Below are 20,806 nucleotides of genomic sequence, written 5' to 3' on the forward strand. Positions count from 1 at the left end.
AATTTTGGAGAAAAGTCGAATGTCGTGCTTCGAAGTGGTCGATCCATTATTTGGCGCCTACGTACTTGGAAATGCGCCGGTCAAGCAGATCGCGACCGGTTTTGACTGGGTCGAGGGGCCGGTCTGGTTCGGCGATGCAGGATGTCTCCTCTTCTCCGACATCCCGAATAATCGCATCCTTCGGTGGTCCCCTAGTGCCGGGATCTCGATATTCCGCGAACCGTCGAACTTCGCCAATGGAAACACGCGGGACAAGCAAGGCAGGCTGCTGACATGCGAACATGGGACGCGGCGCGTGACGAGAACCGAACTCGACGGTTCCGTCACCGTCATTGCCGACGGATATGGGGGCAGGCGGCTGAATTCACCCAATGATGTGGTCGTGAAATCGGACGGATCGATCTGGTTCTCCGATCCTCACTACGGGATCATGACAGACTACGAAGGCTTTCGCGCCGAGCAGGAATTGCCATGTCATGTATACCGGGTCGATCCTTCCGGAGAAATCAAAGCTGTCCTGACGGATTTTGCCGGTCCGAATGGTCTGGCCTTCAGTCCGGACGAGACGCGCCTCTATGTCGCCGATACCGGACGGATGTTCGGATCAGATCCGCAACATATACGGGTCTTCGACGTTGCCCTCGGTGGTAGGCTTTCCGGTGGAGAAGTTTTCTGCACCATCAGCCCGGGATGCGCGGATGGCTTCCGCGTGGATAGCGAAGGTAACCTATGGTCTTCAGCAGCGGATGGAGTGCATTGCATTGCCCCGGACGGCCATCTGATGGGCAAGATCCTCGTTCCGGAGCTTGTGTCGAACCTTTGTTTTGGTGGTCGTGCAAAACATCAGCTCTTCATCGCTGCGACAACGAGTATTTATGGGATTACCCTCAATCGAAGGGGTGCTCAAACTCCCTGAGGTCTCAGTTCGAATCTCATCAAGGCGAAGGGATCAAACAGAGTTTCCGTCCTGTTCGCGGCCAAAGAGCTTTTTCCGCGTAGCAACCCTCGATCCAACCTTACCGGCTGATGGCACTCAATTTGTTTCTGGACGAGGGCCATCCGTGATCAAGTTCCAGAACGCGTTGTCGCAAGAAGCCGATAATAAAAACCGTCGAAAACCTCTCGATTTCCCCAGCGCAAGCAGTCCATGAACTTGAATTTGCGCTCCTGCACACTCATCGGCGCCACGAGCGATCCCTTTGCATGCAAGCGAGACTTGTTAAGAATTCGCCCGCCACGCGTCGTGACCGTGACGGCGTGCGGCAGGCGCTCCACGCCTCTTTCCTCTTCGGCCGAAATAGGACTGCATTTCGATGCGCGGCATGAATTCCCGGATTTCCGGTCGCCAAACCTCCTGCCGTGTAAAGTCCGAAGGGCTAAGGGAGCCTTTGAGGAAAGCTGTCGCCAGGCAATATTGCATCGAGAAGCGGGCCTGCATCTCGTCAGTGGGGTCGGGATAAGCGAGGTTGCGGCCAGCGGATATGCCGACTTTCGTTTCGATCCTGGCAATGTCGCCCGCCAAAAGCCCATGCTCCTGCGTCAGATCTAGAAGCGCGTCGATCGCGCGATGGGTCGAGGCGCAGCAGGGATGGCGCTTGGTCACCACGCCCTGGCTTTCGATGATGTGTTCCTCCTCGAATGTCAGGTCTTCCCAGCCCTTGGCATCATCGCCCGCGAAAAGATCGAGGAAGCCTTGCGGCCGTTCGAGGATATCCGGCCGCCCGCTCATGCCCGCAAGCGCCATGCGCGCCGCATCCACGGCATTGCGCGCGGCAATGCCGGCGTGAAGCTTGCCCGTTTGCGTTGCCGCGGTGGAGTGGACTGAACAGGAAAAGATCCAGAAGAGTTTTCTCTTTTGCGGTCAATCTGACCAGTACCCTGGACCTCCAGATAATTTCGATCCCCTCAGTGAGATTGAGCGGGTTGCGCGAGGTGACACTTTCGACGATTTCTTCGGAACCATGACCGAGCCTCAAGCGACCCGCCCTTGAGCGTGGTACAAATGCCTGGAGATGCGCCGGACGTTGTTCTGTCATTCCATGGTAGAAAGCCGCCGTTTGAAGGCCGATGACCCCTTGGGGAACTCGCAAAGCGAACTCCACCCACTCGCCGGATGTCCGCACGTCGCGCTAGGCCGTTTCGAGCAGACCAAACTGAACCGGGATAAGTTTGCGAATCTTGAGTTGCCCTGCCGCATCTTTGTCAATGACAGTTAGGAGCTGTCCTTTTTCAGATCCCAACGGCATAACCAGGCGTCCGCCGGGCTTGAGCTGCTCAAGTAATGCCGGCGGCAACCGCTCGGCCGCCACCGTGACCAGTATCTTGTCGAACGGGGCGTGCTCGGGCCAGCCGCGGGACCCGTCTCCGACACGAATGCCGACATTAATACAGCCCAGGCCCCGCAGCAGAGTCTCGGCACGGCTTGCGAATTCCTCGATGATTTCGGCGCTCCAGACCTGCCCGGCGAGCTCGGCGAGGATTGCGGATTGGTAGCCCAGGCCGGTGCCGATCTCGAGCACTGCCTCGCGCGGTTGGGGCGCGAGGAGATCGGTCATGAGAGCGACGATGAAGGGCTGCGAGATGGTTTTATCGAAGCCGATCGGCAGCGGCGTGTCCTGGTAGGCATACGGCGCAAGCGGGGCTGGCACGAAGAGATGCCGCGGCACCCGCTGCATCGCAGCCATGACCCGCTCATCGAGCGATGCCCTGCCAAGCTCTTCGCTCGCAAGCTCGACATGGATTGCAATCAACTCGACCATGTGCCTGCGCAGGACCGCGAGGTGCTCTTCATTCATTGGTTTCATGATCACGGGCTTTCCTCAGCCAGTTTATTCCCAGAAAGCTCTGTGATCAAACTCAGGAATGACCGGAATGGAGTCCACTTGCGCGATAACGCGAGCAAACCTCAGTGGCGGCAAGCGGGTGCTGATCAAGGGTCCCAGCCAAAAGATCTAGCGGTTGCAGTTTGAAGAAGAATGACTGCATCCAAAATAGCGATGCTCGATGCTGCGCCAAAAAGGGTAAATCTACTAATCCGACTCCGGCAGCGGGTTAAGAATTTCTCTCGTAGGTTCGTTCGCACCGCGAAAGCAAAACAGTGAGGGATCAATGACCGCAGTTTCGAAACTCCAGTACGGCGATCGTTTCGGTGAAGAGGTGATCAAGATTGCGCGGGGATCGCTCTCTGTCGTCTCGTCCTCGTCCGAGGCTGAGGTTGCCAGCGCAAAGTACTCACGCTGGTTCAATGGTGAGGACGCTACACCGGAGCCGATGGCGACATCGAGCCGGAAATTCCGCAAGATCACCGCAAACATGGCAGTTTCAGAGGTGGCTGCCGCAACCAAGGAAAACCTCTCCATTCTCGGAGACGATGCCAGTGATCTGTTCACGTCCAAACTCCCGCCGGACACAAGATGCGCAGGACGGTGCGTCCGTCGCTCCTGCACGGAATTCCATATTTAGGGACCTGCAAGTTCGGTGAGATCGTCACAGAACGCGGTCAGGACAAATATGCAGTGACGCAGATGTTCATCGCCAACTTCGATGGCGATCTGGACACAGCGGATGGCGCGAATTTCTACAAGCCTGCTAGCCGCGATTTCGGCCAGATGTTCTATGGCGTGCATATCCTCGTCGACAGATTCGGCAATCCGCTTGGATTCGATCGTGGTCGCGGCGAAAATGGCGTTGCTTTCAAGACAAAGGACGTCACCAAGGCACTTTACAGCATCGCGTCGGCGAGCACCGGATTGTCGATCGAAGCCCTCCAGAAGAGAGCAGCGGCAAAGAAGACTGCCAGATAGGTTCCCCTCCTATGCGTTCGTATTGCCTACTTGGCAGACGTTCGGCGATCCAGTTGGGTGGCAACGAGTTTCGCCACTAGATGCACCAGATTCTTGGCTTCGAGCTGCAACTTCAGTTTGTCGATACGGTGCTCGATGGTCCTCGGTGATAGGTTGAGAAATTCTGCAATTTCCTTCGCGGTTTGGCCTTCGATGAGTAGTTGAATGATGCCCTCATCCGTCATGTCGAACTTCATCTCCTGGACCGGAGGGATAAAATACCTGCCTTCCGTCAGGCTGATGCACCATCCCGGCTTACCATTGCATTTCTGCGGCAAGATCAGGCGTTCGTACCCGACGCGAACGCCGATCAGCTTGGTCTTCACAAGATCGATCGTCGGCCGCCGCGACTCCACGACGCGCGAGTAAGTCGGAATAATTGCGTCATCGACGAATGACCGGTCAAGCTCGCGCAGGCGTCGGTGCTAACGACTGCGATCGCCATCTTGATACTCAGGCTGGCCAGCACTCTGGAATACAGGCTTTCGGGACCGTCCATCTCATCTGACTGCAGCCATGCATCGATGAGTTCGTGAGAAATGGAATTAAACAAGCTCATGATTAGTTCACTTTGCAATGAAGTATCTATTTATTTCAAATACATCGCAAGGATATTACCAAACGGTTGTATCAAGCCAAAAATGCATTCCGTTATAAGTATGGGCGTAAGACCGTGCGACCAACGATCCCAGATGCTGCGGCCGCGGGAGAGAAGCGACTTTTCGGTGCACACGCACCAGGCGCGTCCTCGCGGTCGCGGCCACGCAGTGCTCGCCGAAACGATGAATAGCGAGCGTGTGAAATGACCGCTTCGGAAAACCTGCAGAATTTTTGGAGAGGATCGTCAGAGGAGAATGAGGCGCTACAGGCGTAAATTGTGCCGGCCTGGTGATCTTGGACTCTCACGCAATTTCAAAGGCTTAGCGAAATTGCCTTTGATTTCCTTATATTTTCCTGCCGCGAGCGACCGTGGATGCCACCTTTGTGCCCTGGCTTTGGGCCTCAGTCAACAAGAGGGATGCAGACATTCTACATGGCGGCCATCGCGGCTGGACTGGCTGGCTACGTCGGCACGGACCTACTGGCGTCCTCGACGCCGTTTGCGGCCTTCTCGAGCGGATGCAACATCAAAGGTAACATTAGTATCGACACTGGTGAGCGGATCTATCACGTCCCAGGTCAGGAGTACTGGCGCAAGGCCAAACTGTAGCCGGTTCCGAGTGAGGCAGAGCCGGCATTCCTAGCATGCGTAAGCTACGCCGTTATTGAAATAGGCTCAGGATGGCGGTTGGGGCTGAGTTGGCGATCTGCAGAGACTGAATTGCCAATTGCTGCTGGGTTTGCGCCGCCGCAAGCCGCGATGACGCCTCTTCCATGTCCGCGTCCACCAGACGACCTACACCCGTGGCGAGGCTCGACATCAACCTTTCTGAAAATTCAGTCTGCATGTCGATCCTAGATTGAAGCGCTCCAAGCCCCGATGCACCTTCAACCGCCCTGTGCGTCGCCGCCTCAATATAGTTGATGTAAGTGTTTATCGCGGTCGGATATTTGGAGATGTCGATAGCGAGGAAGGCCAGTTTTGGGATTGGCTCGATGCTAACGTTGATGTTCGTGAATCCGATACTCGTGCCCGCTCCCGCCTTTCGGTCGACGTTGGGATCCGACCTTAGTGTGACATTGCCGGGGGAAGTTGATTCAATGATCAAGTCCGGCCAGTCAGCACTGAGGAGTGACTGAAGCAAGGTCACCATCTCGTCAGCGGTTTCGATCTTTCCGCTGTCCTTGCCTAGCAAGTTGTTCACATAGGTCCGATCAAAAGAATTCGACTTGGAAGGTGCGCCGTTGATAGAGAAATCGAAGCTAACTTGTACTCCATTTGCGTCGTTGCCGTCCCAATAGTCTTGGAAGGCGTCGAAGCCCAACGACATAGTAGAACCTCTAGCACCCCATCCGCTGTTGTCGACAAGCCCACCGCGAGAATTGGTTGTGTTTGCAGATCGGGTCACTTGGACAGACGACCCATCAAGCCCATTCGATCGGTTCTGGTCTGTAATGATCACGATACGATTGGGTATTATTTTGCCATAGTTGTCGGTGGCCAATGTTGCGCTTGCATCAGATCCCGCTGCGCCTAGGGCGTAATCGAGCACCTGTATGTACTGCTGATAGTTCGAAATGACGCCGTTCCACGAGGCACCCACGGCATCCACCGTCGCGCGGTCGATTACGATTGAAGTCGATTTTCCAGAATTGAGGGCTCCCGGGAGGCCATGAGCCGGATTGTCGGCATCGACCGTTATGTTGAACGAAATCTGATCGGAGGGATCGTCGAAAACAATCGGCCCGGAGAAGTCGAAAGAGAACCGACCTTGAAGAGCATACCTTGTATTGTAATTGGTCCACTGCTCAAGTCCCAATTCATCTGTATAGCCCAATCGCAAACCGCCAATCGATTCCAGATCGCGCGGATCGGGCTGAAGGATCCCACCCCCGCCTGGCCGCGGCATTACATCGCCTGTGCGCCAAAGCGGAAATCAACTCGCCGGTGGCGGATGTCCGTTCCGATCCGCTAGGGCAAGCGGTCGTCAATGCAGGACGATCGACTACCAGTGAGCCTAACCGCCATTAACGGAGGCGCGTCTGATAGGCGGAACGCTAGGATGCCATCCGCGCGCGCAGGCGGGGGCCGATCCAGTCAAGGAAGCACCGCACCTTCAGCGACAGCGGATCGGCTGGTCCGTGAATAACATTTACTGGCAGCGGCTCCGGTGCGAACTCCGCCAACAATTCCTGCAGAGCGCCAGAGCGCAAATGTTCGTTGATCTGGTAAGAAAGCACGCGAATAATGCCGATACCGGCCAGCGCAGCCTGAATGGCAGCCTCTGTCGTGTTGACCGCGAGTTTGAGGCGCGGCTCGACGGCGAAGGCCGCGCCGTCCCGGCGGTATCGCCATTCCGGGGCGGTCGCGAAGCCCTGGAAGCTTATGCCATCATGCGGGACGAGGTCTTCCGGCTGACGCGGCACTCCTCGGCGGGCGAGATAGTCGGGGCTCGCGCAGATCACCCGGCGGACGGCACCAACCCGTGTTGCGATAATCGCGCTGTCCGGCAGGTGCCCGATCCGTAGGGCTACATCGACGTGCTCATCCGTCAGACTTAGCTGCCGATCAGTCAGGGTCAGCCGCAGGTTGATATCGGGTTGCTCCTTCAGGAATTCGAGCGCAATTGGCAGCAGATGGCGCTCGCCGAAGGCAATCGGCGCGGTCACGTGCAGCCCGCCACGCAGCGCTCCATAATCGCCGCTGGCCTGCCGCTCCGCCGCGTCCAGTTCCTCGAGAATACGACGTGACGCGGCGACGAAGGCGCGCCCCTCCTCCGTCAAGGCGAGGCCGCGGCGGGTGCGCACGACCAAGCGAACGCCAAGATGCTTTTCAAGATCGGCCACTTTGCGGCTGACCGTGGCCAGCGGCGCATTCAGCCGCCGTGCCCCGGCAGAAAGACTGCCGGCGTCGACCACCGCCAATAGCACCGCCATCGCGTCAAAACGATCCATCGAAGCCTTCCATAAAATGAGAAGAATGTTTCCACATTGCCAAGATACCCCGTTGTTTGTGGATGTCATAGCATTCGCGTCGTCAAGGGGCTCGACGTAGCTCCCATCGTGCTACTGATCCGGAGTAAGATGTCATGCCTCAACTTTCACGTCGCGCCTTCGCTGGCGCCCTGCCTCTCGGCCTCATCGGGGGAAGCCTCCTCGGTGGAGGCCTGCTCGGCGACTCCACCGCCCGTGCGGCGACGCAGGAAGCTGCCAAAGCGCCTGTTGCGGTGAACCCGTTCGCACAGATCCGCATCGGTCGGTTCACCGTGACGGCACTGACGGACGGGTATGCCGATATGCCCTATGACTACTTTCCGGGGCGCTCAGCGCCCGAGGTCGAGAGGGCGGCAAGCGCACAGTTTACCGCCCGGCCGAGTGGGGTTCGGTTCCTCTTCAACCAATATCTCGTCGAGGATGGTGAGCGCCGCATCCTGATCGATGCCGGTGCGGCAGGTTCGATCGGGCAGACCGGACAGTTACCACAGGCACTCGCCGCGCTCGGTCTGAAGCCCGACAAGATCGACGCGGTCATCGTAACGCATATGCACCAAGACCACATGGGTGGGCTGGTTCTGGGAGGTAAGAACAACTACCCCGGAGCCGAGCTCTATATCGATCGTCGCGACATCACTCACTGGACCGATCCGGCCAAACGCAACGGCGCGCCTGATTACCTGCAGACGAGCTTCAGGATGGCGGAGGAGGTCGTGCGGCTATATCCAAGGCTCCAAGCGATCGACGGAGAGCGCGAGATCATGCGGGGCGTTTCGATCGTCGACTTGACCGGCCATACACCCGGCCATATCGGCGTGCGGGTCGAAGATGGCGGGAAGAGCATGATCATGGTTTCGGATATGATTTTTCCGGTCGTGCATCCGGCCGCGACCGATGTGTTCTTCCTGTTTGAGCAGGACCGTGCCGCTGCGAAAGCCATGCGTGATCGCTTCTTTCCGCGTGCCGCGTCGGAAGGCGCACTCATCGCTGCCACGCACATGCCGTTCCCTGGGCTCGGTCGTGTCGTTGCTGATCATGGGGAGATGCGTTGGCAGGTCGCAGACTGGGCCTTGCAGGACTGATGTCTGCTCTCGGTGATCTTAAGGGTATAAATGCCAAGCACTGATTTAGGCTACCAAAGATAGATCCGGGCTCGCACCGTGAGACAACGATGCGAGCCTGCCTGGGCAAGGAGAATAGGCATGCCATATCATTTCCTTGAGGTTGCTGTAACGCCAAGCGTCAGAGCAGCTCAGGCGAACATGGGGGTGGACCAGATAGGGCTGGGCGCTGACAACCGCCCTTCAGACACCCTCACCGAAGACGAGATCGCCTTCATCGCCTCACGTGACAGCTTCTATATGGCATCGGTCTCCGAAACGGGTTGGCCATACGTTCAACACCGTGGAGGAAAAGCCGGCTTCCTTAAGGTCGTCGATCAGCGAACATTGGCCTTTGCCGACTACCGGGGTAATCGCCAGTACATCAGCGCCGGCAATTTTGCCGCTAACGATCGGGCCTGCCTGTTCTTGATGGATTATGTGCGACGGGCACGGCTCAAAATTTTCGCGTATGTGGAGCGACTGGCGCTTGATGCTGACCAGGAACTCACGGAGCTGGTGTCCGACCCGACCTACAAAGGAAGGGCGGAACGGATCTTCAGGCTTCGGCTTGAGGCGTTCGATTGGAATTGCCCACAGCACATCATCCCGCGCTACACCGAACAGCAGGTTGAACAAGCTGTCGCTCCTCTTCGTGAACAACTGCAGCGATTGGAAACGGAGAACGCGACTTTGCGCGCACGGTTGGAGAACCCTGAAAGATGACTGAAGCTCAACGACCACCCCTTCCACCTTTTACGTTTGAAAGCGCAGTCGAGAAAGTTCGTCTTGCTGAAGACGGCTGGAACAGCCGCGACCCGGCGAGGGTCGCTCTGGCATATACGGTAGACAGCCAGTGGCGGAATCGTGCCGAGTTTGTCACCGGGAGGGAAGCGATCGTCGCGTTCCTTTCGGCAAAATGGCGGCGGGAGCTCGACTACCGTTTGATCAAGGAGCTCTGGGCGCTTAGCGACAATCGTATCGCCGTTAGGTTTGCCTATGAGTGGCACGACGACAGTGGGAACTGGTTCAGATCGTTCGGGAACGAGAATTGGGAGTTTGACGATAGCGGCCTGATGCGGAAGCGCTATGCCTGCATCAACGACCTGGCTATCCGCGCCGACGACCGCTGCTTTCAGTGGCCGCTTGGTCGACGGCCTGATGATCATCCCGGACTTAGCGAACTCGGTTTTTAGTCGAGACTAGCCTGTCTCTTTTCATCTTGCACTCAAAGGCGGCGGCTCAGGAGCCAATCTTGAATTCGAACTTTTCAGAACGCTCATTCCCAGAAAAGGAAGACGCCATCGAGGCCAAGGCCTTCGTGGATCTGCACAGGCTCTCACCCGAACATCTCCGGGATGAGGAGCAATTCGAATGCCTTCCCATCAACGGAGGATGCAATGATACCGAACCGCTATTTCACGAGTAGCATCTCGAGCCTAGATCTTGGCCGCATGATTCGGCCTTTTGTGCGCAACTGCACGCCGGAGTGCTTCCCGTGGACGGCAGCTTGGGTCGATCCCAGACCTCTGCACCGACGTTCCGGACGTCTGCTTCTGGCATTGACCGTTTTGGCAACCGACGGTCCGCCTCCGGCTCAAATCGGTCATTGGCCGAGCCGATGTCCGCTACTGGGAATTTGAGGCGGGGGCTTTGGTAACAACAGGGTCGTTGGTTCCAATCCCTTCAAGGCGACCGAGAAGATGAAAGCCGCTCTGTGCAAACCGCCTTCACAAGATCTTGTAAAGCCTTCACCCGCTCAACCAACCAGGCCAACTCCTCGTTTGTGATTGCGTATTTCGCGGAATATCGTGCCTCTACATATGCGCGCGAAAGCAACTCGAAACATCGACGAGAAAAGCGGTTCTCTCGTGGCCATGCCGCGATAAGCCGATTGTCGATACCTTCCGCCTGCGATCGCAGGACTTTTATTCGATGGGACTTGGGGCTGTAGATGGATCCGGCTTGTAGCTCTGATGGAAGCTTTAGTGACCCGCCGCTAATGTAGATCCGACGGACAGATAGCTGACGCAGATCCTGAACTGAATTGTACTACTGGAAACCTTCGATATAAGCGCGGGCAATAGCCGCATCCCCCCGTGACACCGCCATAATTGCATCAATGGGACGTATGGGGCTCACTGCGCCAGGGAGGCGCTTCATGCTTCCCATCATTGATGCAACGGCGTTTTGGAGGTCGCCTTTCTCGAGGTAGTCCAGCGCAACCTTCTGGCATTCTGATACATATTCATCATGTTTGATCACGTGATCGTCCAGCGAGCCTTTAAAGGAAAGGCAGGCTCACCTCATTCCGTTGGGTCAAAACAACTGACCGTGCACCGTTCGGGATTTTGCATCGGAGGCGTCATGGTCGGCGGCGGTAGTTTCGCAGAAATGGCGCTCGAGAAAGTACATAGGGTGCACACCGAACGCCTTGCAGATGCTAACGGACATGCTCACGGACAGGCGGTTGGTGCCATATTCATATTTTTGAATTTGGGCAAAAGAGATCCCGAGGATAGAGGCAAGATCATGCTGGGTCATCCCTCGAGCTTGGCGTAAGTCTCGAAGGCGATCTCCGAGGTCCTTGTCAATAGGGCCTGGTCGCCGCCCAGCGCTATCGATCAATCCCTGCGTTTTGCGTCGGCCGCCTTTCGGCTTTGACGATCTCGCATTCAACGCACAATCCTACTTTTGTTACCGATCGACAATGCGCCGATGTTTGCGCTAATTACAGTAATCGGCAACCAAGAAATGGCGGCGGAATATTGCCGTCGGACTGCTCGAAGTGTCTCGCCGTCTGAGGCAAGTCGCCCGGCTAGTGACAATGGACCTGCCAGATAAGGTACCGAGCGCCGAACATGACAAATGATGGAGTCCAGGCCTCTAGTTTGATTCCCCACACTCACCATCTAAGTTGCTGAAATCACATAGGGAGCATATCGGAAGCAATAGCTCCGATTTGCCCAACATCGGGTAATCGCAAGCAACAAAAAGGTCCCATGGTGCCGTGCCGCTGGACTTTCTGGCGGCGGTATGACATTCCAGCGGCGGTGCCGCATGGGGGCGATGCTGAAACATGCGATGGGCCGCACCAGGCTGTCGACATCAGCGGAGAAGACCTCGGGATCTGAGACCTTCCCCCGCTTCTCGATCGACAAAGCTGCAAAGTTGTCGACCCATTCTGTCCTACAGTGATGGCGGCGGTCCAAGGATCGCCAGGCCGGCAAGTAAAATGGTCCGATCCGATCTCGAACTGGACATGATGGCAAGGCATTTCGTTCATGCATCGACATGTGCCAGTTCAGCGGGGTGGCAACGTACCGCCTCTTTGACAAGTCCATTCAGTATCACGAGAATAAATATTCAAAACCTATTGTAGTTTAAATTGTATCTACTTTGAATATGGGCTATCTTAGCGCCGCCTAGCCAAGAAGAGCCATTGGATACTATTTACACGCAAGATTTAATCTAGGCGAATTCGAAGAAATGGGACATCGTTAACGTCCCGTTTGATCTCTTGTTCATGGTTCCGGGCGAGTCGCCCGGCAGCGATTGGAGATATGTCATGCCAGCCAATTGGTATTTAACTCAGCATCTTAACCCCACCAACGGCCGGATCGAGTGGCCGGCGGGTCCGATCACAGGCCTCGACCCGGGCTATGAACCCAAGTGGGTCGAGGCCTGGGCTGTGCAGGGGGGCGGCTTGAGCGCGACGCAGATCTGGATGGGCCCCAGCCAGAGCACCTCCCAGAGTCCTTGGTCAGGTTTTGCACCGGGCTCCTGGACTGCGGCCGAACCTGGGTGGAAAAACGGAAACTTCCAGCCCGGGTTGGCAATGGGGATCTCGCTCCTGGCGCTGCGCCACAACACCTTAGGGACTTATGAGTACGAGTGGTGGTTTGAGGTAGTCATGCTTCAGTAGCAGCTTTCGGCAACTGTTGAGCAAGGCATAGATGGAGGGATGAAATGGCCATCGACAAAGATGATTTTATCAAGAACTTCGAGGAGCAGATCCGCAACCTTGAGAGCTTGAAGAAGGCGGCCCAAGACGGAATCGACAGAGCCTACCAAAACCTCAAGCGAATAAATGACGGGGATCCTATAGAGGAGGTTTTTCGTGTCCCGCCAAAGCAATAAGTCCGACGGATCAGGGCGGCGATGGCTAAGATTCGGTAGCAGCGACCCCAAAGGGCAGCTTTTCAGCTCCGTCGGGACGGTCGCAATTGGGCTCGGAATGACCAACTGGTAAAGAGCGGCTATTCATCGGACAGAAGCAATCGACCGATGCCGTGAAAGAACTCAATTGCGATCCCGTTTGGCCTATTCGTAGGCAGGACGGTGTCCGGTGAAACATACACGTGTGCATCTTTGGCCAATGATCTGCGGCTTGGCCTCGTTATGCTGATGTCGGCGCCGTAGGTGTGGTGAGTTGCACCAGGCGTTGCAGGTTTTGCGTGATGGCGGCCATGAGGAACTCGTCACTGGCTCCGCTCAGCTTGCGTAACCTCGTGTGTCGAACTGGAGCGTGGTCTTCAGGTGTGCGAAGAGCATCTCGACCCTTCGTTCGTTGCGCGACGTTCGCCGCTTAGAACGTCGAGCACCGCCGTTTTGGACAGCAGGGGGCTTGAGTTCACAACGTTGGCAATCTCGTCTGCTGCCTCGATTTTTCCGGTTTCCGCCGCTGACATTGTCGGAGTGCTGGACCTGCCTTTACCGGTTCGAGATAAAGGTCCGGTCATCGGCGTTCGCAACGCGAACTCTATGGTTGGGTTACCCCGGCGAAGGCCACCAGATCGGCCACCGTGAAATTTCCAGGCGTGGACGAAGGAAGAATAGGTGTGAACCCGCCGGGGGCGTTCAGATAGGATGACGCATCGCGCTTCAAAATTCTGACAAACGTCTCCGCCACGATCCTGGCGCCGACCGGACCCAACTGATTTCCGCCCTCGAGCACCGCAGCCTCGCGAAGGACGTAGTACCACAGAGGCGTCTTGTTCAGCAGCAAACCGCCGCTGGAATTCAGCACAGCCACTTCGGCTGCCGGCAACCCAGATGTCAACTGCGCCGCAGTCATGGGCGCGATGCCGAATGAGTTGGCCATGCCCTGTCCGCTCGGTAGACCGAGAGCGAGCGCGCGCCGGAGGTTTCGCGTTGCCAGAACCGCCATGATTCCTGAGAATCCGGGCAACGATTCCAATCCGTTAGCCATGAAGCTATCGATTTTTCGGGCCTTATTGTGAACCGGCACTGGTACTCCGGTGTCAAAGAATGCGTTGAAGTCAACGACCCAGTTGGAAAAGACCGGCAGCTTTGGATTGCGATTGAACTCAAACACCTTTCCGAGTGCAGCGTTCGGGAAATTGAAATTCACCCAGTACGTATCACGGATCATACTGTGGCCGAACCGGTAAGCTGCCACGGCGAACTCGACGGGCATTCGGAACGAGCTACCGACAGCAGCGGGAACGCTCGCCATCGCGTTGTTCACGGCAACCACTCCGCAGATTCTTTCCAGAAAGTCATGCACGACGGCCCATTGGTAGTGATGGGTCACGATTCGTTTGGCTTCTGCGAAGATGTCGCCCGCAAACGCTACTGCCACCAGCAGATCAACGACAGCATTATGGAAACGTAGCATAGCGTGGTGGAACTGCACGATGATCAGATTTTCGTCGTTGCGTGGATCGCCGATCGCGGCAGTATTCGTACCCTGCATGCGGGGCACATCCCAGTTCGTCTGCTGGACCATGCCCGATTGACTACCGTTGCTACTGGGGCCGCCTGGGAGAGCTGGAGTATTTGTGCCCCTATGCAGCTTAATTGCGGTCGCTGGAGCAGATGAAGGAAAGAGGTAGAGAAACGGATCTAAGCCAGGCCCGCGGCCGTAAACGGAATCGAGATCGAGAGTCGGGCTTCGCATGTTATTGATCGTATTCGCATCGGTATCGGTGTCGAGAGTCGACGAGACGTCGAACGTGATGTCATGGTCCACAAACTGACCAAAATAAGTGAAGCCCGCTGGGATCGAAGACACGCCCGCGTCGGCCGGATTGTGAGACGCAGGATTGGGATCACGGCCGGCGTCTCCCATCATGTCACCGAGTTGGCCGAGGAGTAGTTGTGTCGCGACATTGAATGGCAACTTCGTTGCCACGCGGGTGGCCGCTGACGACATGTATCCGAAACGATCTGCACAGGCAGAAGTCAGCCCGGGAAACGGGAACCAGTAGAGCGGAATTTTGGCGCCATGAAAACGTCGAATCCCCGGCTCTAGTGCGGGGATAGACTCTCTGAGATCTTGCGGTAACTCGCCCACGGGAAGCTCCGCCGGCTTGATGCGATTCGCGCTGGCCAACAGTTGCTCCAGCGATACGGTGGGCCTCAGATTCATTTCCGTCACGCGCTTCTGCAGCTCCGACAGTACGATCGGCCTTGGGTTGACGAAACCCTTAGGAATTGACGTCTCCTTAAGAAATTTGCGGACCGGCTCGGGAATTTCGGAAGTTGCGGCTGGGTTCACTGTCTCAGCTTTTCGCTTCGTAGCCTTCGTCGTATCGGCCCGCCTAGCTGTCTGTTCCGCTGGGGCTTTCTTTTTCGTGACCATGCTTGACCTCTTCGAAAATGATTTCAAGAAGTGGCACCTCACCCGATGGAAAGAGGGGCCTTCAACAAGTCGGGATTATCGGCACTGCTAGATATGAGAAAGGCAAAGGAAAATTGCCGACGCGTCAGGTTAGCGACCTTCCAGCTTTCGCTCGCGGGCGATGACGAAACGCGCGTCAACGGACACTCTCCACGAAAGGACCAACCGAAGGCCATGCAGGGCCCCCGGCTGGAAGAACCAAGCATCGAGCCTCAGCACCTTCTCGCCCGGTTCAAGCTCCAAAGGACCAGCGGGTGAGACACATTTAAGCTCGTCGATCGACGACATCCTCGAAGCGGGCTGGCATAACATAACCTCCAATCCCGCTCGGTTCACAAGGAGATGCGGCAGTACCCCTTGCCGCTTTCCCACGGTGTCACATTTTGACGAGTTTGCCTAGCCGGAGGCGGGTCGCTGCGGCGGCGACCACGTTTCCTTTTAGCTCGTATAGATGCAGCGCTTCGGACGCAGCTGCGACCGCGTCGTCGCGTCGGCGGGAGGCTTCGAGCACGTGAGAGAGGTCGACCAATGCATCCGCGTGGTCGTTGACGAAGTCGGTCGCTTCGGCGATCGCCAATGCCTCGCGCGCGAGCGCCTCCGCCGCCCCGGTCTCTGCCCGCCGTGCGAGCACGCGTGCGCGCACGCGGCGCCAACGGACCTGCGTCACCAGGTCGCCGCTCGCAGCCAGCTCGGAACTGAGCTTAGCAAAGTCCTCGGCCTCCTCGTCGCGTCCTTGTTCCAGGATGACGACGGCAAGCGACGCGGCCATCGTCGAGCGGAACGCACGCTCGCCCATCTCCTCGAGCGCGCGATACGCCGCGCGTGCGCTTCTCTCGGCCGCAGCTGGGTTCCCGGCGAGCAGCTCGACCACTGCCTCGTGCTCGGAGGACGCCACGTAGAGCGTTAGGCCGAGGTCTGCGTAGGTGGCGTTGCTCGTCGCGATCAGCTCGCGGGCAATAGCAAAGCGGCCGACAATTGCATTCAGGCATGCGAGCTGGCGGAGAATCGCAGCCTCGGACTCGGGGCTTTCGCGCACCTCCGCACGCATTGCCTCGCAACGGTGGATGCCCTCGGCGGCGGGGGTGGGCCCGAACCAGAGTGAGGACGCAATCCACGTGAGAATCTCGTAGTGCTCATGCCGATCGCCTGCCCGTCGCGCGTGAGCAGCCGCGCGCTCCCACGCCGCTGCCGCCGCCTCGCCGCGAGCCCCGTTGAAATAAAGCCACGCCTCGAGGCGTCGAGCGCGGCACAGACCGAGGTCGTCCCCTAAGCGCTCAAAGACTGGGATCACGACGGCCGCGGCGCGTGCCGCCTTCTCCAGGCTGCCCTCCTCGCCGAGGAGGAGATGCAGGAACTGCCGCTGGACGAGCACACGCGCTATCAAGCGCTGGTCGTCGGCGGCGGCAGCCAGCCGCTCCGCCTCGACCAGCACGCGCCCGGCATACTCTAGCCGGCCGCTTTCAATCAGCGCGCCGCTCAGCTCGGCGAGCAGCGCGATCCGCTGTGGATCATTGGTGGGAAGTAGCCGGGAAACCCGCTCAAGCAGGCCGATCGCCGCAGGAAGGTCGCTGCGGACAAGCGCCCGCCGCCCGGCTGCCTCGAGCCGTTTGCAAGCCCGGGCGGCAAGCGAAGCCGTGTGCACGTCGCGCGGGCCGAGCGAGACGCGGTACTGGAAGGCCTGTTCGAGGTGATAGCCGACAATCTCCTCGAACTCGCGCAGCCGGTCCGCGGCCGTTAGCTCGAGCCAGGCGGCGAAGCGCTCGTGCAGGTCGGCGCGAGCGTTCTTCGGCAGGGAGCGATAAGCGGCGTCGCGGATCAGGACGTGACGGAAGCGATAGGCCTTCTCTCCGGCGAACGTCGGCGCCTCCGGGCGGATGAGATCCCGGCGGACGAGTGCGAGCAAGCCGTCCTCCAGTGCGTCTAGCGCGGGGCCGGCGAGCTCGTTGACGGCGCTCCGATGGAATACTGCGCCCTCGACAGCTGCGGCCGTCAGGATGGCGCGCTCAAGGGAGGGGAGGCCCTCGAGTCGAGCAGCAAGAAGGGCGTTAATTGTCGACGGCACCGGCAGCTCCGAGAGATCCGAGCGAGCGACCCAGCAGTCCTCACTGCGCCTGAGCAGCTCTTCCTCAACGAGCATTGCCACGAGCTCTTCCGCAAACAGCGGGTTACCGCCGACGGCGCGTGTGATCCTTGACTCGACCGCGGGTGATAGCGGGAGTCGGTCGAGCAGATTCAATATCATGTCGCGGGATTCCGCTTCGCTCAGCGGCTCAAGCGCGACGGTCGTCGCATTTGTCTTCCCGCGTCCCCAATCGGGCCGCGTATCGAGCAATTCCGGTCGTGCCGCCCCGACAATCACTATGGGGAAACCGCGTGAGAAATCGACAAGATGCTCGATTAGGTCCAGGAACGTTGGGTCGGCCCAATGGAGGTCTTCCACCACAATCACCAGCGGTCGTTCTCGTGCGAACACCTCGAAAAGTCGCCGAACGGCCCAGAAAGTCTCCTCGCGGGTGCTTGGGTCTCCCTGGCCGAACCCGAGCAACTCAGCTATGCGCTCGGCGATGAGTTTGGCCTTGTCGACTCCAGCGAGGATTTCTGCAATGGCCGCCACGGACTGCTTGCCGGGGTCTCCGCCCCCGGCCCGTGTGATCTCCCGGACAATGTCTGCAAGTGGCCAATAAGTAATGCCCTCGCCGTAGGCCAGGCACCTGCCGTGCGCGACAATCATCTCGCTCGGGAGGCTTCCGGTGACTTCCGAAACAAGCCGCGATTTTCCTACCCCGGCCTCGCCCAGCACGGTCAACAGGTGGGAGGTTCTATTGTTAATCAAGTCATCGAAGATGGCGCTCATCATCGCACGCTGGCGCTCGCGTCCGACGAACGGCGCCTCGAACCGGCGTTGAAAGCCGGTGGCGCGGGCAATGACGCTTACCACGATGATGGCAGGGAACTTCTCGCCGTGCTTGACCGCACGCGCGCTACTGGACTCTACCACAACTGCGTGGCGAACCAGCTTGTATGTTGCTTCTCCAATCAGGATTTCGTTGGGTGCGGCGGCCTCCTGGAGACGCTTGGTAACACGCACGGCCTCGCCAGTGAGAAATCGATGTCCCTGACTGTCGATGCCAGTAAAAACCTCCCCGGTGTTGAGGCCAATCCGATGAGCCAGCTGAACGCCCCAAACCGTCTCAAGCTCATGGTTGAGCGTCGCAAGTGTGTCGCGCATCTCGACAGCGGCGGATACTGCCCGTAGTGCGTCATCCTCGTGAAGTACCGGCACGCCAAACACGGCCATGATCTCGTCACCGAGGTATCGCTCCACGACTCCACCATGCCGCTGGATAGTAGAGATCATCTCATCAAAGTAGCGGGCGAGTAGGTTCCGGAGTGCCTCCGGATCGAGGGTGAGGCTAAGACGGGACGAATCTACGATGTCGGCGATAAGAATTGTTATCGTCTTCCGAACGTCTTGGGCCGGCTTTCGGCTGGGCTCAGGCCCGGCCATCACAATACCCTCGTCGGGTCATTGCCATGCCTCCAACTCGCACCGCTTCGGCTTCGGCCGGATCTTAAGTTTAGGTTCCGGATGTCGAACTCCATGTGAGCCTTCCATCTGTTCCAGGGATTTGGGGTATGCTAGCACCTGTTCGTTTAGCGCTCCAGCGGCGTGCTTGACTAAGAGAAGCGCCCGCCTCGTCCAAGAGACCAGAAGCCTGCTCCCGACTTCCAGCAGGGAAGGCGACCAATGACTTCGTCAGACGGACCCTGATAACCGTGCAGCTCAACCTCGATGCTAGGTTGCACAACGCGAGAATCCCCCAGTTCGCCGTCGCCAAAATCGTAGCGGCCTAGCTCTTCCCGATGCAAGCCTTGGCTGTGGTCGCGGTAGCGAACGGCTGCCTTCTTCACAAGCGGCATCGATTGCGTAAAAATCACTCAGCCTGTGCGACAGGCTTTCACAAAGGGAGGAGCAAATGGCAATCGGGTTGACACGACGTCACGTTTTGGTCGCGGGAGTGACGCATGCCGCCGTCTCCATCGCGGGAACCTTCGCGAGGGCGCCTTTGGCAAAGGCAGAGGAGCAGATTGACTCGATCACTTGGGCTTTGGCCAGCATCCCCAATACGCTTTTCATTCCGGGTGCCTGGATGACCTATACTGGCGCGATCATGTCGCTTGTCCAGGAAGGACCGCTAACCTTTGGCGACGATCTCACTCTCGAACCCGCATCGGCCGACAAGTGGGAGCAGGTCGATCCGATTACCATCAAGTATCATCTGCGGAGCGGCGTCAAGTTCGGTGACGGAAGTCCGCTCACGGCCGATGATGTCGTCGCGACCTTCAAGTATCACATGAGCCCGGAGTCCGGTTCGCCACTCGCCTCCTTCTACAATTCGGTGGAGACCGTTGAGGCGACGGCCCCCGATGACGTGACCGTCACATTGAAGGCACCGAACGTGCAGTTCGCCTTTACCGCCGCTCACATGGCGGGATTCGTTTTCAAGAAAGAACAGCTCGCAGACAAGAACATCGGCACGCCCGAGGTTCTGCCGCTGGGGACCGGCCCGTACAAGATTGTTGAATTCGTTCCGTCAGATCATGTCATTCTCGAGGCGCGCGACGACTACTGGGGGCCGAAGCCAGTGGTCAATCGGATTACCCTCCGAGCGATTCCAGACCGGCAGGCCCGGCTTCTCGCCATGCGGCAAGGCGAAATCGACGGTACCTTCGATCTCGCCATCTCAGACGTCGACCAGTGGAAGGCGCTAGGCAACGTCGACATCATCGCCAAGCCGTCGCTTGGTGTGTTTGCCCTTATTCTCGACCATTCGGCGGCGCCGTTCGACGATATCCATGTGCGTCGTGCCGTAGCCCATGCCGTGGACCGGGAAGGCCTGGTCAAGGCGCTCCTCAAGGGCAACGGCGAGCCGGCGACTGAATTGAACCCGCCCGAAATGTGGTCGGGAGTGCTGCCTGCTGACGAGGTTCGCGCATTCTACGCTACGTTGCTGCCGCACTATGGGTTTGACTTAGACAAGGCGAGGGCCGAACTGGCACAATCCAGCCATGCGGACGGCTTTGACGTTACCATCCCCGCATCGACCGACGATCCTTATATGGTCAACATCATGCAGTCGGTGGTGGAGAACCTGAAGCAGATAGGTATCCGCGCACATATCCGTCCCGTCGACAACAACACTTGGTTCACGAACTACGTCAACCACGACGAACTAGGCATGCAGATCATGGCGTATTATCCGGACTACGCCGACGCCGCCAACTATCCCGACCTCTTCTTTTCGAAGCGGAATGCTGAGAAGGGCCGCATGAACGGGTCGAACTTCAAGAACGACGAAGTCGAAGCGGAACTGAAGACCGCCAACGAGAACGCCGACCCGAAGGCGCGCGAACATGCGCTAAAGCGCGTGTTCGAGATCGCCCACGAGGACGTCGCAGTCGTGCCGATCTTCTGGCCCGACTCGGCGATGGCGATCAACAATAAGTACAAGCTCACCGGCTACACCGCCTTCTGGTACAGTATTCCGTGGGCGATCCGGGGTTTCGGCCTAAAGTAAGGGATCGCTGCGCTGTTTGGGCACGGCCATTTTCATTGTTTTGCC

The 20,806-nt window shown here is 58.0% G+C and carries 18 protein-coding genes and 3 pseudogenes; 10 read left to right on the plus strand and 11 right to left on the minus strand.

Annotation, left to right across the window (positions count from 1 at the left end; all coding sequences use genetic code 11):
- The first annotated feature begins 19 nt into the window (after positions 1-19).
- The gene (locus ACSQ9D_RS23545; RefSeq protein ID WP_436285151.1) at positions 20-916 is read left to right on the plus strand and encodes an SMP-30/gluconolactonase/LRE family protein; all 897 of its coding nucleotides are present in this window, start codon (positions 20-22) and stop codon (positions 914-916) included.
- A gap of 149 nt (positions 917-1,065) precedes the next feature.
- On the opposite strand, the pseudogene ACSQ9D_RS23550 reads toward ACSQ9D_RS23545, so the two are convergent.
- The 3 genes and pseudogenes from ACSQ9D_RS23550 to ACSQ9D_RS23560 all read right to left on the minus strand — a co-directional run.
- Positions 1,066-1,795 (minus strand): annotated as a pseudogene (locus ACSQ9D_RS23550) (MmgE/PrpD family protein); the annotation flags it as partial.
- Positions 1,796-1,844: 49 nt separating this feature from the next.
- Positions 1,845-2,123 (minus strand): annotated as a pseudogene (locus tag ACSQ9D_RS23555) (type IV toxin-antitoxin system AbiEi family antitoxin domain-containing protein); the annotation flags it as partial.
- A gap of 6 nt (positions 2,124-2,129) precedes the next feature.
- The gene (locus tag ACSQ9D_RS23560) at positions 2,130-2,804 is read right to left on the minus strand and encodes a protein-L-isoaspartate(D-aspartate) O-methyltransferase (RefSeq protein WP_436284327.1); all 675 of its coding nucleotides are present in this window, start codon (positions 2,802-2,804) and stop codon (positions 2,130-2,132) included.
- 304 nt (positions 2,805-3,108) lie between these two features.
- Between ACSQ9D_RS23560 and ACSQ9D_RS23565 the strand changes: the two genes are divergently transcribed.
- Both ACSQ9D_RS23565 and ACSQ9D_RS23570 read left to right on the plus strand, forming a co-directional pair.
- The gene (locus tag ACSQ9D_RS23565; protein ID WP_436284328.1) at positions 3,109-3,462 is read left to right on the plus strand and encodes a hypothetical protein; all 354 of its coding nucleotides are present in this window, start codon (positions 3,109-3,111) and stop codon (positions 3,460-3,462) included.
- A 53-nt stretch (positions 3,463-3,515) separates the two neighbouring features.
- On the plus strand, positions 3,516-3,803 hold the full coding sequence (locus ACSQ9D_RS23570; protein ID WP_436284329.1) for a hypothetical protein: 288 nt from the start codon (positions 3,516-3,518) through the stop codon (positions 3,801-3,803).
- Positions 3,804-3,829: 26 nt separating this feature from the next.
- On the opposite strand, the gene ACSQ9D_RS23575 is transcribed toward ACSQ9D_RS23570, so the two are convergent.
- On the minus strand, positions 3,830-4,168 hold the full coding sequence (locus tag ACSQ9D_RS23575; RefSeq protein ID WP_436284330.1) for a helix-turn-helix transcriptional regulator: 339 nt from the start codon (positions 4,166-4,168) through the stop codon (positions 3,830-3,832).
- A gap of 692 nt (positions 4,169-4,860) precedes the next feature.
- Here ACSQ9D_RS23575 and ACSQ9D_RS23580 point away from each other — a divergent pair.
- Entirely contained in the window at positions 4,861-5,052 is a 192-nt protein-coding gene (locus ACSQ9D_RS23580) for a hypothetical protein (RefSeq protein ID WP_436284331.1), read from the plus strand.
- Between the two features lie 52 nt (positions 5,053-5,104).
- Here the strand turns inward: ACSQ9D_RS23580 and ACSQ9D_RS23585 are convergent, their stop codons facing one another.
- Together ACSQ9D_RS23585 and ACSQ9D_RS23590 are read right to left on the minus strand one after the other, a co-directional pair.
- Entirely contained in the window at positions 5,105-6,280 is a 1,176-nt protein-coding gene (locus ACSQ9D_RS23585; protein ID WP_436284332.1) for a flagellin, read from the minus strand.
- A gap of 220 nt (positions 6,281-6,500) precedes the next feature.
- Positions 6,501-7,397, minus strand: coding sequence for a LysR family transcriptional regulator (locus tag ACSQ9D_RS23590; protein WP_436284333.1), 897 nt, complete (start codon positions 7,395-7,397; stop codon positions 6,501-6,503).
- A 134-nt stretch (positions 7,398-7,531) separates the two neighbouring features.
- Between ACSQ9D_RS23590 and ACSQ9D_RS23595 the strand changes: the two genes are divergently transcribed.
- The 3 genes from ACSQ9D_RS23595 (at position 7,532) to ACSQ9D_RS23605 (ending at position 9,732) form a co-directional block, all read left to right on the plus strand.
- Entirely contained in the window at positions 7,532-8,518 is a 987-nt protein-coding gene (locus ACSQ9D_RS23595) for an MBL fold metallo-hydrolase (protein WP_436284334.1), read from the plus strand.
- Positions 8,519-8,638: 120 nt separating this feature from the next.
- The gene (locus ACSQ9D_RS23600; RefSeq protein ID WP_436284335.1) at positions 8,639-9,262 is read left to right on the plus strand and encodes a pyridoxamine 5'-phosphate oxidase family protein; all 624 of its coding nucleotides are present in this window, start codon (positions 8,639-8,641) and stop codon (positions 9,260-9,262) included.
- Entirely contained in the window at positions 9,259-9,732 is a 474-nt protein-coding gene (locus ACSQ9D_RS23605) for a DUF1348 family protein (protein ID WP_436284336.1), read from the plus strand. Before ACSQ9D_RS23600 ends, ACSQ9D_RS23605 begins: the two co-directional genes overlap by 4 nt.
- Positions 9,733-10,222: 490 nt before the next feature.
- On the opposite strand, the pseudogene ACSQ9D_RS23610 reads toward ACSQ9D_RS23605, so the two are convergent.
- The 3 genes and pseudogenes from ACSQ9D_RS23610 to ACSQ9D_RS23620 all read right to left on the minus strand — a co-directional run.
- Positions 10,223-10,495, minus strand: a pseudogene (locus ACSQ9D_RS23610) (nucleotidyltransferase); the annotation flags it as partial.
- 93 nt (positions 10,496-10,588) lie between these two features.
- A complete protein-coding gene (locus tag ACSQ9D_RS23615; RefSeq protein ID WP_436284337.1) occupies positions 10,589-10,801 on the minus strand; it encodes a hypothetical protein in 213 nt (70 codons plus the stop codon).
- 54 nt (positions 10,802-10,855) lie between these two features.
- On the minus strand, positions 10,856-11,080 hold the full coding sequence (locus ACSQ9D_RS23620) for a helix-turn-helix domain-containing protein (RefSeq protein ID WP_436284338.1): 225 nt from the start codon (positions 11,078-11,080) through the stop codon (positions 10,856-10,858).
- 1,024 nt (positions 11,081-12,104) lie between these two features.
- On the opposite strand from ACSQ9D_RS23620, the gene ACSQ9D_RS23625 reads away from it, so the two are divergent.
- Together ACSQ9D_RS23625 and ACSQ9D_RS23630 are read left to right on the plus strand one after the other, a co-directional pair.
- Entirely contained in the window at positions 12,105-12,461 is a 357-nt protein-coding gene (locus ACSQ9D_RS23625; protein WP_436284339.1) for a hypothetical protein, read from the plus strand.
- A gap of 44 nt (positions 12,462-12,505) precedes the next feature.
- On the plus strand, positions 12,506-12,676 hold the full coding sequence (locus tag ACSQ9D_RS23630; protein ID WP_436284340.1) for a hypothetical protein: 171 nt from the start codon (positions 12,506-12,508) through the stop codon (positions 12,674-12,676).
- 622 nt (positions 12,677-13,298) lie between these two features.
- On the opposite strand, the gene ACSQ9D_RS23635 is transcribed toward ACSQ9D_RS23630, so the two are convergent.
- Together ACSQ9D_RS23635 and ACSQ9D_RS23640 are read right to left on the minus strand one after the other, a co-directional pair.
- Positions 13,299-15,143: a peroxidase family protein gene (locus ACSQ9D_RS23635; protein ID WP_436284341.1), complete on the minus strand. Its 1,845-nt coding sequence runs from the start codon at positions 15,141-15,143 to the stop codon at positions 13,299-13,301.
- Positions 15,144-15,558: 415 nt separating this feature from the next.
- Positions 15,559-18,690 (minus strand): ATP-binding protein, encoded by a 3,132-nt coding sequence (locus ACSQ9D_RS23640; RefSeq protein ID WP_436284342.1) that lies wholly within the window; start codon positions 18,688-18,690, stop codon positions 15,559-15,561.
- 469 nt (positions 18,691-19,159) lie between these two features.
- Here ACSQ9D_RS23640 and ACSQ9D_RS23645 point away from each other — a divergent pair, with 469 nt between their 5' ends.
- A complete protein-coding gene (locus ACSQ9D_RS23645; RefSeq protein WP_436284343.1) occupies positions 19,160-20,761 on the plus strand; it encodes an ABC transporter substrate-binding protein in 1,602 nt (533 codons plus the stop codon).
- The last annotated feature ends 45 nt before the right edge of the window (positions 20,762-20,806 follow it).

The organism is Rhizobium sp. LjRoot258 (genome assembly GCF_964254185.1).
Classification (GTDB): Bacteria; Pseudomonadota; Alphaproteobacteria; order Rhizobiales; family Rhizobiaceae; genus Rhizobium.